This window comes from Haloactinopolyspora alba (assembly GCF_003014555.1).
Classification (GTDB): domain Bacteria; phylum Actinomycetota; class Actinomycetes; order Jiangellales; family Jiangellaceae; genus Haloactinopolyspora; species Haloactinopolyspora alba.
The window spans coordinates 167,348-179,868 of sequence record NZ_PYGE01000008.1 but is presented as its reverse complement, the minus strand read 5'-3'; the positions used below and the strand labels follow the sequence as shown (position 1 = coordinate 179,868).

Genomic DNA, 12,521 nt, shown 5'->3' with positions numbered 1-12,521 from the left:
AGCGGCCACATGGCGCTCACTCCAAGGAACAGAAGTCCGAAGACGAGGGATACGACGTCGGTGTCATGGCGTTTCATCGGGTCACCTCGAGATCACCCAGGCCTACTTCGAGGTCGAGTGTGATGGTCCCGCCGCCGGGACCGTCCGGGCCCCGGTTGATCGTGTCGATGCTCCGCTGGACCCCTTCCTGCGAGTTGCCGAAGACGACCATGTCGCCCGCATCGAGCGTCGCTGTGACGTCGACGTCGGCGTCCCGGGGAACCACGACGGTCATGTCGCCGGCACCCAGCTGGACCTGCAGCGTGACGGACTCGCCGTCGGCCAGTGCCAGGTCGGACAGGTCGTAGTTGACGGTCCCCGCGCCGCGGGTGATGACGTTGTCGGGTATCTGCTCGGGCCGGGTGAACCGGACCATCTCGTCGGAGCCGAGGTCGTTCATGTCCCATTGCGACGCCCACGTCGCGGGCACCAGCATGATGGTCAGCAGGACCCCGAGCACGATGAGCCCGCGCGAGCGGCCGCGCCAGGTTCCGACCAGCAGACCGACCGAGACCACGGCCAGCGGGAGCGCCACGTACGCCGCCACCGGAATGGCCGCCCAGTACACGTCCTGGACGGCCAGGACACCGACAGCGACGATCGCGCTGCAGAACGTGAGCGGCCCGAGCGTCGAGCGTGTCTTCGGCGCCGGTGCGGGCGCAGGCTCGGGCGGGGGAACCGGCTGCCGGCTGATGCCCCAGTCCGGTCCCTCCGGCCAGCCGCTGGACGGTCCGACGTTCGCCGGTGCCGCCGTGACGTGCTCCGGGGCGGCGGTGTTCGCGTCGGCGGCGCTCGCGTCGGCGGTGCTCGCGTCGGCGGTGCTCGCGTCCGCGGTCTCCGCGGGGGTCGTGTCCGGGTGTGTCGTGTCCGCAGCGGCGGCGTCGTGGCCCGGCACCACCGGGCCGGTCGTGGACGGCGCGCTCTGCGACCCGGCGGCCGGGCGGGCCGCGTCCGCACCGGACAGGCGCCACCCGGTCGTGGGCTCGGTGGCCAGGCCCGGCGGGCGGACGTCCGACGGGTCCGGCTGCCCGGTTGCCGGTGCGGCGCCGAACCCTGCCTGCTCGGGTGGCGGGGTGGCGGCGCCGGCGGACGCGTCGTCGTCGTCACGCCGGCGGATCAGGGCGAACAGGCCCGCGGCGGCGAGCAGCAGGAGCACGCCGCTGTCCCAGGACCCCGCGATGATCCCGGACGCCGTGACCACCCCGAGCAGCGTCAGGCCCAGCGCCAGTGGAATCGAACCGGAGCGCCGGTCCTCGCGCCGGCCCAGCGCATGGTCCAGAACCGAGCCGTCCTCGTCCTCGGCCGGTATGAGCAGCCACGCCACGGAGTAGAGCAGCACGCCGATGCCGCTGAAGATGGCCAGCACGACGGTGGTGATGCGCAGCAGGACCGGGTCGATGCCCAGCCTGCGGCCGAGCCCCCCGAGCACGCCGGCGACCACGCGGTCCGACCGGCTGCGCCGCAGTGAGCGGAACTGCTCGGACACCCGCGGCGGCTGCTGCGTCGGCGAGGGAGGCGGTAGATCGGTCATGTCATCGATGATGCATCGGCGTTTCACCTGCGTGCATCGGGGAACACCCGGAGTTCGTCCTGGATTCGACTCGGGGGCCTCCCTCATGGCACCGGGCGTCCGCGCGTGTGAGTATCGAGGGCATGAGCCCGGTTCCGACGCCTCGGCTTGCCCGCCGGTGGGCAGGCCGGGTCCTGCGCGGGTCCGGGAGCGACGGACGCGACGACGGCGAGCGCGCGGCGGGGGACGGCGTCGCTGGTGAGCGCACCGCGGAGGACGGCACCGGCGGCGACCGCACGGCGGGGGATCCGTCCCGTCCGGACGGGACCGGCGTCCACGACGAGTCTCCGGAGTCCGGCAACCCCTACACCGTGCCCGGGTCCGACGCGAGAGCGCACCGAACGGCCCGCGGTGACGGACGCGGACAGGCCGGGACGCACCACGAGGACCCGGCGGCGCCGCCGACATTCGCGCGCCGCTCGGACGGACGGATGGTCGCGGGCGTGGCGGTCGGCCTGGCCGCCCAGCTGAAGGTCCAGCCGCTGACCGTCCGCATCATGTTCAGCCTGCTGAGCGCCGTGTCCGGGTTCGGCATCGTCCTCTATCTCGCGTTGTGGATCTTCACTCCGCTGGACCAGACCGTCCAGCGCGAGGCCGACGACGCCTCGCCCGCCGGAGTCGCCGCGGCCACCAGGTCGGGCAAGCGCCGGCGTGGCCGGCTGGCCCAGCGCACCGGTGACCTCGGACAGCTGGCCGCGCTGGTGCTGCTGGGCGGCGGGGTCTGGCTGCTCGTCCAGCAGACGCCGCTCGGTATCAGCCCCGGGCTCTTCTTCCCGTTGCTGCTGGCCGCCGCCGGGCTGACGATGGTGTGGCGCACCGCCGACGAGCAGGAGCGCCAGCGGTTGTCCGTCCTGTCGCCGTCGGTGCCGTGGCTCGCGGCCGTCACCGGGGGCGGCGGCTGGCTCGCGGCCATGCGCATTCTCGCCGGCGTCAGCGTCGTCGTGGCCGGCGTGGTGGTGTTCCTGGTCGGCCAGGGCCAGCTCGACGCGACGGTCGACGCGCTCGGCGGGTTCATCGTCGTGCTGGTCGGCATCGGACTGATCACCGGGCCGTGGCTGTGGCGGATGTGGCGCAACCTCGAGTCCGAGCGGCGCGCGCGCATCGTGTCGCAGGAACGCGCCGACATGGCCTCGCACCTGCACGATTCGGTGCTGCAGACGCTGGCGCTGATCCAGAAGCAGGCGCACGACCCGCGCGCGGTCGTGCGCCTGGCCCGTAGCCAGGAGCGTGACCTGCGGTCCTGGCTCTACAGTGACCTCGTGGACGACGGATCGTCGCTGGCGGCGGCGCTCACCAAGACGGCCGCCGAGGTCGAGGACGCCTTCGGTGTGCCGGTGGAGGTCGTCACCGTGGGCGACGCCGAGATCGACGACGCCGCCAGGGCCATCCTGAAAGCGGCTCGCGAGGCCACGGTGAACGCTGCCAAGCACTCCGGCGCGGACAAGGTCGACATCTTCGTCGAGGCGGGCGAGGACGGCGTGGAGCTGTTCGTGCGTGACCGGGGCGCCGGGTTCGACCCGGACTCCATCCCCGACGACCGTATGGGTGTGCGACGCTCGATCATCGACCGGATGCAGCGGCACGGGGGCGAAGCCACCTTCCGCTCCGCCCCCGGAGAAGGAACCGAAGTCAGACTGTCGACGAGGAGTAGCTCGTGAGTGAGACACCACCAGAGGAGCAAGGGTCCGGTCGGTCCGGTCCGGTGTCGGTCGTCCTCGTCGACGACCACGCCATGTTCCGCACCGGCGTGCGAGCGGAGCTCGCGCAGTCCGCGGACGCGGTGACCGTCGTGGGCGAGGCGGAGGACACCGCTGGGGCGGTCACCGTCGTGACCGAGCAGCGCCCGGAGGTCGTGCTGCTGGACGTGCACCTGCCGGGCGGCGGCGGTGCGGAGGTCATCCGCCAGGTCCATGCGGCGGCGCCGGACGTGCGCTTCCTCGCGCTGTCGGTCTCGGACGCGGCCGAGGACGTCATCGGCACCATCCGGGCGGGCGCACGGGGGTACGTCACCAAGTCGATCACCGGAGACGACCTCGTCGCGGCCATCGGCCGGGTCGCCGACGGTGACGCGGTTTTCTCGCCCCGGCTCGCCGGCTTCGTGCTGGACGCGTTCGCCGGGTCGGAGGCGCCGAGCGTGGACGACGATCTCGACCGGCTGACCCAGCGTGAGCGCGAGGTGCTGCGGCTGATCGCGCGCGGGTACGCCTACAAGGAGATCGCCAAGGAGCTGTTCATCTCGGTCAAGACGGTCGAGACGCACGTGTCGGCGGTGCTGCGCAAGCTGCAGCTGTCCAACCGGTACGAGCTGACCCGCTGGGCCGCCGACCGGCGGCTGGTCTAGGGCCGCCGTACCGAGGCGTCGCCCGCCGAGGCGTCGCCCGCCGAGGCGTCGCCCGCCGAGGCGTCGCCCGCCGGTGCGTCGGCGCCGGCCGTTTCGTCTCGCGTGCCGGCGTCCGGAGCGCCGGGTTCCTCCGCCTGGTGGACCATGACCACCAGGTCGCCCCCGGCGCCGTCCGGCTCGATCGCTCCACCGGGGACGGTGCGGGTCGCGACGAACGACTCGGACTCGTACAGCGAGCGGGCGCGGACGTTGGTCGTCTTCACGTCCAACCAGACCTTGGACGCGCCGTACTGGTTGTAGGCACGCTCGACGGCCGCGTTGATCAGCACCCTGCCGTACCCGTGCCCGCGCATGTCGTCGCCGACGACCACCCGGCGGATCTCGACGACGCGGTCACGCCGCAGCAGGCCGGACAGGACGGCGAAACCGACCGGCTTGCCGTCCTGCTCGACCAGGAGATGTTCCTGGTCCGGGTCGGCGAAGCTGCGCCGGTGCCACTCCAGACCGGTCTCGCCGAGCCAGCGGATGGTGTCGTGGCTGGTCTCCAGGGCGGTGACGGCCTCGAGGTCGGTCAGTGCTCCGCGGCGGGTGGTGCTCACGTCGTGGACTATAGTCCGCCATCGTCGTGTACGACAGTCCGTAGTAGTGTGATCACCCCGTCGTGTGGAAGGTGATCATGGAGTACGTCTACGACCTCGTCCTGGTGCTGCACTTCGTCGGCCTCGCCAGCCTCCTGGGCGGAGCCATGGTACAGATGTCGGCCCGCGACGGCAGAACGATCAACGCCGCCATGGTGCACGGGGCGTTGACGCAGCTCGTCACCGGTGTCGCGATGGCCGGGATGGGCGACGCGGTCGGTTCGCTGGACATCGACGTCAACCACGCGAAGATCGGGGTGAAGCTCGCGATCGCGCTGGTCGTCACGGTCCTGTGCTGGGTGAACCGCCGCAAGGACACCGTGGCCGGCGCGCTGTACGCCACCGTGTTCGCACTGACGCTGGCCAACGTCGTCGTTGCCGTGTTCTGGGGCTGAGCGTGCTCGCCGGCGGGTGCTGCGGGCCGTCCGTGCCGGGTGCGGCGTGCGGACGCTGTCCGGCCTGACGCTGTCGGTGTGGAGGCATAGGCTTGGTGCGCGATGAGCGCACTTTCCGACGACCTCAGCCTGCCCACGTCCGCGGCCTCCGGCGACGCGGCGAAACGCCCCGCGGACGGTGCGGAGTCGTACCTCGACGGTCTCAACCCGCAGCAGCGGCAGGCGGTGATCCACGAGGGCGGTCCGCTGCTCATCGTCGCCGGTGCCGGTTCCGGCAAGACCCGCGTGCTCACCAGGCGTATCGCCTACCTGCTGGGCCAGCGGGACGTGCATCCGGGGGCCGTGCTCGCCATCACGTTCACCAACAAGGCCGCCGGCGAGATGAAGGAACGGGTCGCCGAACTGGTGGGCCGGCGGGCGCGGGCGATGTGGGTGTCCACGTTCCACTCCGCATGCGTGCGCATCCTCCGCAGTGAGGCGAAGCGGTTCGGTTACACGTCGTCGTTCTCCATCTACGACCAGGCGGATTCCCAGCGGCTCATGACCCTCGTCTGCCGCGAGCTGGACCTCGACCCGCGGCAGTACCCGCCGCGTCAGTTCAGCTTCGCCGTCAGCAACTTCAAGAACGAACTGATCGACTACGAGACGGCAAAGGCGCAGGCCGAGTCGCACAAGGCGAAGATGCTCGCCGAGGCGTACGAGCTGTACCAGCGCCGGCTGACCGAGGCCAACGCGTTCGACTTCGACGACCTCATCATGACCACGGTTCACCTCCTGCAGGCGTTCCCCGAGGTCGCCGAGAACTACCGGCGGCGGTTCAGGCACGTCCTCGTCGACGAGTACCAGGACACCAACCACGCCCAGTACGTGCTGATCCGCGAGCTCGTCGGCAAGACCGCCGACGCCTCCGTGCCGTCATCGGGGGACGGCGACGCGGGCGCGGGCGCCGCCGCCGTCGAGCCCGCGGAGCTGTGCGTGGTGGGCGACGCGGACCAGTCCATCTACGCCTTCCGTGGCGCGACCATCCGCAACATCCTGCAGTTCGAGTCCGACTATCCGGACGCCACGACCATCCTGCTCGAGCAGAACTACCGGTCCACCCAGACCATCCTGTCGGCGGCCAACGCCGTCATCTCCCGCAACGCCGGCCGCAAGCCCAAGCGACTGTGGAGCGAGGGCGGCTCCGGCGCGAAGATCGTCGGTTACGTCGCCGACGACGAGCACGCCGAGGCGCAGTTCATCGCCGACGAGATCGACCGGCTGAACGACGAGGACCTCGCCAAGCCCGGCGACATGGCGGTCTTCTACCGCACCAACGCGCAGTCGCGTGTGCTGGAAGAGATCTTCGTCCGCGTGGGGCTGCCGTACCGCGTCGTCGGCGGCACCCGCTTCTACGAGCGGCGCGAGGTGCGCGACGCGCTGGCCTACCTGCGGTTCCTGGCCAACCCCGACGACACCGTCTCGCTGCGCCGCATCCTGAACGTGCCCAAGCGGGGCATCGGCGACCGGGCGGAGGCGACGGTCGAGGCGCTGGCGCAGCGCGACGGCATCAGCTTCTGGCAGGCGTTACGGCGGGCCGCCGACGCTCCCGGCATCGCCGCGCGTTCGGTCAAGGCCATCGAGGCGTTCGTCGCGATCATCGACGACCTGCGGTCCATGGTCGAGAACGAGTCCGGGCCCGCCGAGATCCTCGAGGCGGCGCTGGACCGCTCCGGCTATCTCACCGAGCTGTCCGAGTCCGACGACCCGCAGGACGAGACCCGCGTCGACAACATCCGCGAGCTGGTCGCCGTCGCCGGCGAGTACGAGGCCGGCGAAGAGGCCGAGCGGACACTGACCGGGTTCCTCGAACAGGTCAGCCTGGTCGCCGACGCCGACGAGATTCCCGAGGGCGACGACCACGAGGGCGTCGTCACGCTGATGACGCTGCACACCGCCAAGGGCCTGGAGTTCCCGGTGGTGTTCCTCGCCGGCATGGAGGACGGCGTCTTCCCGCATCAGCGCTCGCTCGGCGGTGACGCGCACGACCTGGAGGAGGAGCGCCGGCTGGCCTACGTCGGCATCACCCGGGCACAAGAGCGGCTCTACCTCACCCGCGCGCTCATGCGCAGCGCGTTCGGCGCCCCGAGCCACAACCCGGCGTCGCGGTTCCTGCCCGAGATCCCCGAAGAGCTGGTCGAGTGGCAGCGTACCGAGGCCGACCAGACGAAATGGCGGACGCCGCCCCCGCCCCGCCGCCGTCCGGCCGGCGGCGGGCAGACCCGTGAGGTGCCGGCCCTGTCCACCGGCGACAAGGTCAACCACGACACGTTCGGCCTGGGCACGGTCATCGCCACGTCGGGCAGTGGTGAGCAGACCCAGGCGACGGTCGACTTCGGCGAGTCCGGGTTGAAGACCCTGCTCCTGCGCTACGCCCCCGTCGAGAAGATCTGAGAGCCCGTCCCGGAGCCCGCGAGTCTCCCGAGGCCTCCGTCCCGGCCCTGGGCCTCCGTCCCGGCCCTGGGGTCTCCCTGGGCGCCCTGCCTCTGCCTCGGTGGTTGATCGTGGAGTTCTTCGGGCGCACACCTGCGCCCGGGTGACTCGCCATTCAGGTCACCTGATCGTCATTTGTGCACCTGATCGACGGTGAGCGGACGATCAGGTGACGCAAGTTTGCCGCGACCGGGAAGACCTCGAGCGGGATGTCACCTGATCATGTCCGGCATACGGATGGCAAATGATCAGGTGACATCCCGCGACCCACGGGCGGTCATTTGTCACCTGATCAAGATTCGACCCGGTTCGTTTGTCATACCGACGGCCGTCCACAAGCAAGTCGAGGTAGGCGATCGATCCACAGATCCGCCTGCGGACCTAGCGGCCGACCGTCCTCCCTCCGGAACCTGGCAGACATGACCAGCCGGGCCAACAGCGCCGTTCACACACACGAGCACCTCTCGCGACTGATCCAGGAGAACGCAGGTGTTCTGCACCGTCGGGAGATCCCGCCGGACATCGTGCCTCTCGTGCGTCGTGAGCTGAACGCGGGCCGGTGGCAGCAACTTGGTCGCGACGTCGTCGTGACACACAACGGGCCGCTCGACCAGGAACAACGCCAACTTGCGGCACTGAAGGCATCCCCACCGCGCTCGGCGCTGTCGGGCTTGACAGCGGCGGAACTCGACGGCCTGGTCGGATTCACATCACCCGTCATCCATGTGACGCAGCCTTGCGGCACACGCCGGTCCAGGATGTCAGGCGTCGAAGTTCACTATTCGCGCATCTTGTGGTCGGAAGACGTCCACCCGCTCAAGGTGCCGCGCCGGACGCGGCTACCAAGGAGCCTGGTGGATGCCGCCTCGTGGTACGACCCCGAGCGGATGACTCGGGCTGTCATTCTGGCGGGCGTACAGCAAAGGCTGGTCACGCCCGCTGGGCTGCAAGAGGCACTTTCGCGGCGAGGACCGTGTCGACGTCATGCCCTGATCAGCGAGGCTATCGTGGACGCCGAGGGTGGCCTTGCGTCCGTGCCGGAACGGGACTTCGACGTCATCGTCCGGCGATTCGATCTTCCCGAGCCGACGTGCCAACGTGTGCTCCGTCACCCTGACGGCCGCCGTTATCTCGATGCCGATTGGGCCGAGTTCGAACTCGCGGCCGAGATCGACGGTCGGCCGCACATGAGCGTGGAACTCTGGGACGCTGATCTGGACCGTGCCAACGAGATAGCCATGGGCTCCAGGACCTTGCTGCGCTTCACGTCGTACGCGGTCCGTCACCGGTCAGTGTCCGTGGGCACGACGTTGACGCGGGCGCTGATGGCGCGGGGATGGCCTGGTCCCTCACGGACGTGATGGCGTCGACTCTCACGGTTGATCCACGAGCTGCGAGTTGGCATTCCCAAACGATCAGGTGACATGAGAGCGTCTCCCGGCGCCGGTCAGTCACCTGATCGTTTTCCGCCCACCATATGGACATGATCAGGTGACGCGCCGCGCCCGTAGGGCTGCTGTCTCGGTCACCTGATCGCCGCACCCGTGATGATCAGGTGAAAAAACGACGATCAGGTGACCGAGAAGGGGTTGGCGGTCAGCCGCGGCGGAACAGGAGGGCGCGTTTGACCTCCTGGATCGCCTTGGTGACCTCGATGCCGCGGGGGCAGGCGTCGGTGCAGTTGAACGTCGTGCGGCAGCGCCAGACGCCGTCGCGGTCGTTGAGGATCTCGAGGCGCTGCTCGGCGCCCTCGTCACGGGAGTCGAAGATGAACCGGTGCGCACCGACGATCGCCTGCGGTCCGAAGTACTGGCCGTCGGTCCAGTACACCGGGCAGGACGAGGTGCAGGCGGCGCACATGATGCACTTCGTGGTGTCGTCGTAGCGGGCGCGGTCCTCGGGCGACTGGCGGCGCTCGCGCGACGGATCGTTCCCCGAGGTGACGAGGAACGGCATGATCGAGCGGTATGCCTCGAAGAACGGCTCCATGTCGACCACGAAGTCCTTGAGCACCGCCAGGCCCTTGATCGGCTCGACGGTGACGGGCTTGTCCAGCGGCAGGTCCTTCAGCAGCGTCTTGCACGCCAGCCGGTTCCGGCCGTTGATCCGCATCGCGTCCGAGCCGCAGATGCCGTGCGCACACGAGCGCCGGAACGTCAGCGACCCGTCGATCTCCCACTTGATCTTGTGCAGCGCGTCGAGCACCCGGTCGGTGCCGTACATGGTCAGGGTGTGGTCTTCCCAGCGCGCCTCGGTGTCCTGCTCCGGGTTGAACCGGCGCAGCCGCATCGTGACCTGGAACGACGGCACCGCGTCGGCCGCGGCGGGTGCTTGCTCGACAGTGGCGGTCGCCATCAGAACTTACGCTCCATCGGCTGGTAGCGGGTGACGACGACGGGCTTGAAGTCCAATCGGACCGTGGCGTCGCCGTCGGAGGACTCGGTGCGGTAGGCCATCGTGTGGCGCATGTAGTTGACGTCGTCGCGATTCTGGTAGTCCTCGCGGAAGTGCCCGCCGCGCGACTCCTTGCGCTCCAGGGCGCCGGTGACGATCACCTCGGCCAGTTCGAGCAGGAACCCCAGCTCCACCGCCTCGAGCAGGTCGGTGTTGAACCGCCGGCCCTTGTCCTGCACGGACACGTTCGCGTAGCGCTCACGCAGGGCGTGGATGTCGGCGAGCGCCTGCTTCAGCGTCGCCTCGGAGCGGAAGACCTGCGCGTTGGCGTCCATGGTCTCCTGCAGCGCACGCCGCAGCGCCGCGACCCGCTCGCCGCTCTCACGCTCGCGGATCCCCTCGAGCAGCGCGACGGTGTCGGCCTCGGGCGATTCCGGCAGCTCCACCCAGGGCGCGCGTTCGACGAACTTCGCCGCGGCGATACCGGCGCGCCGGCCGAACACGTTGATGTCCAGCAGCGAGTTCGTGCCCAGGCGGTTGGCTCCGTGCACGCTGACGCAGGCGACCTCGCCCGCGGCGTACAGCCCGGGCAGCACGTGGTCGTTGTCCGCCAGCACCTCGGCGTCCACCGTCGTCGGCATCCCGCCCATCGCGTAGTGGGCCGTCGGGAAGACGGGCACCGGCTCGGTGTACGGTTCCACGCCCAGGTAGGTGCGGGCGAACTCGGTGATGTCCGGGAGCTTCGCGTCGATGTGGGCCGGCTCGAGGTGGGTGAGGTCGAGCAGCACGTAGTCCCTGTTCGGCCCGGCGCCGCGGCCCTGCCGGACCTCGTTGGCCATCGCCCGGGCGACGACGTCGCGTGGGGCCAGGTCCTTCAGGGTCGGCGCGTACGTCTCCATGAATCTCTCGCCGGCCGCGTTGCGCAGAACGGCGCCCTCGCCGCGGGCGGCCTCGGACAGCAGGATGCCGAGCCCGGCCAGACCGGTCGGGTGGAACTGGAAGAACTCGAGGTCCTCCAGCGGCAGCCCGCGCCGGTAGGCGATGGCCATGCCGTCGCCGGTCAGCGTGTGAGCGTTCGACGTGGTCTTGTAGACCTTCCCGGCGCCGCCGGTGGCGAACACCACCGCCTTCGCGCGGAAGACGTGCGTCTCGCCGGTGGCGAGGTCGTAGGCGACCACGCCGGCGGTGCGGCGGACCCCGTCGACCTCGTTGAACAGCAGGTCGAGCACGTAGTACTCGTTGAAGAACGACACCTCGTGCTTGATGCACTGCTGGTAGAGCGTCTGCAGGATCATGTGCCCGGTGCGGTCGGCCGCGTAGCACGACCGCCGGACGGCCGCCTCACCGTGCTTGCGGGTGTGCCCGCCGAACCGGCGCTGGTCGATCATCCCGTCCGGGGTGCGGTTGAACGGCAGCCCCATCTTCTCGAGATCCAGGACGGCGTCGATGGCCTCCTTCGCCATCACCTCGGCGGCGTCCTGGTCGACGAGGAAGTCACCACCCTTGACGGTGTCGAAGGTGTGCCATTCCCAGTTGTCGTCCTCGACGTTGGACAGCGCGGCGCACATGCCGCCCTGGGCCGCGCCGGTGTGCGAGCGGGTGGGGTAGAGCTTGGTGAGCACGGCCGTACGGACGCGTTTCCCCGATTCGAGGGCGGCGCGCATCCCGGCGCCGCCGGCACCCACGATCACCACGTCGTACTGGTGCGTCTGCATGGTCGAGCCTTCCTTGGAGCGAGTGCGGCTAGGGAGCCGGGCAGAACGACGGCAGCAGCTCGGCGGCCGCGTCCGGCGGGCACGGGTCGAACGTGAAGATCACCAGGGTGCCCAGCACGATGGTGACGGTCGTGGCGGTGTACAGCCCGACCTTGAGCCAGAACCGCAGCTGGTCTCGTTCGGCGTAGTCGTTGATGATCGTGCGCAGCCCGTTGGTGCCGTGGATCATCGCCAGCCACAGCATCATCAGGTCCCAGATCTGCCAGAACGGGCTGGCCCACTTCCCGGCGACGAACGCGAAGTCGAGAGCGTTGATCCCGTCGCCGACCATCAGGTTGACGAACAGGTGCCCGAAGATCAGCACGACGAGCAGCACGCCCGACACGCGCATGAACATCCACGCGTACAGCTCGGTGTTGGTGCGCCCGCGCAGCCGTCGCGGGGTGCGGGGGGCCGGGACGGACGGAGTGGTCGGCATCGCCATGAGCGCGGATCAGCCCCCGAACACGTGAGAGAGGTGGCGGACGACGAACGGCGCCATGAGCGCCACCCACAGCGCGCCGACGCCGACGAGCATCCGGCGCTGGTGCCGCGGGCCCTCGGACCAGAAGTCGATCAGGACGATCCGCAGCCCGTTGAGCGCGTGGAACAGCACGGCGCCGACCAGGCCGACCTCCATGACGCCCACGATCGGGTTCTTGTACGTGCCGATGACCTCGTTGTACGCCTCCGGCGACACCCGGACCAGGGCGGTGTCGAGCACGTGCGCGAACAGGAAGAAGAAGATGCCCACCCCGGTGACCCTGTGGGCCACCCACGACCACATGCCTTCACGGCCGCGGTAGAGCGTGCCTGCCGGTGCCTTGGGCACTCTCGCCTTGCCTTCCGATCTCGATGTCGGCCCGGTGCGGACGCGGTGCGCGGCCAGCCGGGCCGGCCGGCGCATGCTTGCCCGGC

The 12,521-nt window shown here is 69.9% G+C and carries 11 protein-coding genes; 5 read left to right on the top strand and 6 right to left on the bottom strand.

The genetic code is table 11. The features are described 5' to 3' along the window. Positions 1–73 precede the first annotated feature (73 nt). The gene (locus CLV30_RS25995) at positions 74–1,570 is read right to left on the bottom strand and encodes a PspC domain-containing protein (protein WP_165358546.1); all 1,497 of its coding nucleotides are present in this window, start codon (positions 1,568–1,570) and stop codon (positions 74–76) included. Positions 1,571–1,692: 122 nt separating this feature from the next. Here CLV30_RS25995 and CLV30_RS13025 point away from each other — a divergent pair, with 122 nt between their 5' ends. Continuing rightward, positions 1,693–3,267, top strand: coding sequence for an ATP-binding protein (locus CLV30_RS13025; RefSeq protein WP_106537641.1), 1,575 nt, complete (start codon positions 1,693–1,695; stop codon positions 3,265–3,267). Then, positions 3,264–3,950, top strand: a complete 687-nt coding sequence (locus CLV30_RS13020) for a response regulator (RefSeq protein ID WP_106537640.1) — start codon at positions 3,264–3,266, stop codon at positions 3,948–3,950. Before CLV30_RS13025 ends, CLV30_RS13020 begins: the two co-directional genes overlap by 4 nt. Here CLV30_RS13020 and CLV30_RS13015 read toward each other — a convergent pair. Next, positions 3,947–4,549: a GNAT family N-acetyltransferase gene (locus CLV30_RS13015; protein WP_106537639.1), complete on the bottom strand. Its 603-nt coding sequence runs from the start codon at positions 4,547–4,549 to the stop codon at positions 3,947–3,949. The genes CLV30_RS13020 and CLV30_RS13015 overlap by 4 nt on opposite strands. A 77-nt stretch (positions 4,550–4,626) precedes the next feature. On the opposite strand from CLV30_RS13015, the gene CLV30_RS13010 reads away from it, so the two are divergent. From CLV30_RS13010 to CLV30_RS25990, 3 genes are all read left to right on the top strand, one after another. Further along, positions 4,627–4,983, top strand: a complete 357-nt coding sequence (locus tag CLV30_RS13010; RefSeq protein ID WP_106537700.1) for a hypothetical protein — start codon at positions 4,627–4,629, stop codon at positions 4,981–4,983. A gap of 102 nt (positions 4,984–5,085) precedes the next feature. Continuing rightward, the gene (gene pcrA / locus CLV30_RS13005; protein ID WP_106537638.1) at positions 5,086–7,416 is read left to right on the top strand and encodes a DNA helicase PcrA; all 2,331 of its coding nucleotides are present in this window, start codon (positions 5,086–5,088) and stop codon (positions 7,414–7,416) included. Positions 7,417–7,874: 458 nt separating this feature from the next. Beyond that, positions 7,875–8,816 carry a hypothetical protein gene (locus CLV30_RS25990; protein ID WP_129710942.1) on the top strand — a complete coding sequence of 314 codons (942 nt, stop codon included), beginning with the start codon at positions 7,875–7,877 and terminating at the stop codon, positions 8,814–8,816. Positions 8,817–9,051: 235 nt separating this feature from the next. Here CLV30_RS25990 and CLV30_RS12995 read toward each other — a convergent pair whose 3' ends face one another. From CLV30_RS12995 to sdhC, 4 genes are read right to left on the bottom strand one after another with little or no spacing between them, the layout of a single operon-like run. After that, positions 9,052–9,810: a succinate dehydrogenase iron-sulfur subunit gene (locus CLV30_RS12995; protein ID WP_106537636.1), complete on the bottom strand. Its 759-nt coding sequence runs from the start codon at positions 9,808–9,810 to the stop codon at positions 9,052–9,054. Continuing rightward, a complete protein-coding gene (gene sdhA, locus CLV30_RS12990) occupies positions 9,810–11,564 on the bottom strand; it encodes a succinate dehydrogenase flavoprotein subunit (RefSeq protein ID WP_106537635.1) in 1,755 nt (584 codons plus the stop codon). The genes CLV30_RS12995 and sdhA overlap by 1 nt, the downstream gene beginning before the upstream one ends. A 28-nt stretch (positions 11,565–11,592) precedes the next feature. After that, positions 11,593–12,048: a succinate dehydrogenase hydrophobic membrane anchor subunit gene (locus CLV30_RS12985; RefSeq protein WP_205740689.1), complete on the bottom strand. Its 456-nt coding sequence runs from the start codon at positions 12,046–12,048 to the stop codon at positions 11,593–11,595. A 9-nt stretch (positions 12,049–12,057) separates the two neighbouring features. Then, positions 12,058–12,435 (bottom strand): succinate dehydrogenase, cytochrome b556 subunit, encoded by a 378-nt coding sequence (gene sdhC / locus CLV30_RS12980; protein WP_240723240.1) that lies wholly within the window; start codon positions 12,433–12,435, stop codon positions 12,058–12,060. Positions 12,436–12,521 lie beyond the last annotated feature (86 nt).

What these genes read in the sequence shown, in the direction of transcription:
- sdhA (WP_106537635.1), bottom strand. Translation starts at nt 11,564, where the DNA reads ATGCAGACGCACCAGTACGACGTGGTGATCGTGGGTGCCGGCGGCGCC.
- CLV30_RS25995 (WP_165358546.1), bottom strand. Translation starts at nt 1,570, where the DNA reads ATGACCGATCTACCGCCTCCCTCGCCGACGCAGCAGCCGCCGCGGGTG.
- CLV30_RS12985 (WP_205740689.1), bottom strand. Translation starts at nt 12,048, where the DNA reads ATGGCGATGCCGACCACTCCGTCCGTCCCGGCCCCCCGCACCCCGCGA.
- CLV30_RS13025 (WP_106537641.1), top strand. Translation starts at nt 1,693, where the DNA reads ATGAGCCCGGTTCCGACGCCTCGGCTTGCCCGCCGGTGGGCAGGCCGG.
- CLV30_RS25990 (WP_129710942.1), top strand. Translation starts at nt 7,875, where the DNA reads ATGACCAGCCGGGCCAACAGCGCCGTTCACACACACGAGCACCTCTCG.
- pcrA (WP_106537638.1), top strand. Translation starts at nt 5,086, where the DNA reads ATGAGCGCACTTTCCGACGACCTCAGCCTGCCCACGTCCGCGGCCTCC.
- CLV30_RS13010 (WP_106537700.1), top strand. Translation starts at nt 4,627, where the DNA reads ATGGAGTACGTCTACGACCTCGTCCTGGTGCTGCACTTCGTCGGCCTC.
- CLV30_RS12995 (WP_106537636.1), bottom strand. Translation starts at nt 9,810, where the DNA reads ATGGCGACCGCCACTGTCGAGCAAGCACCCGCCGCGGCCGACGCGGTG.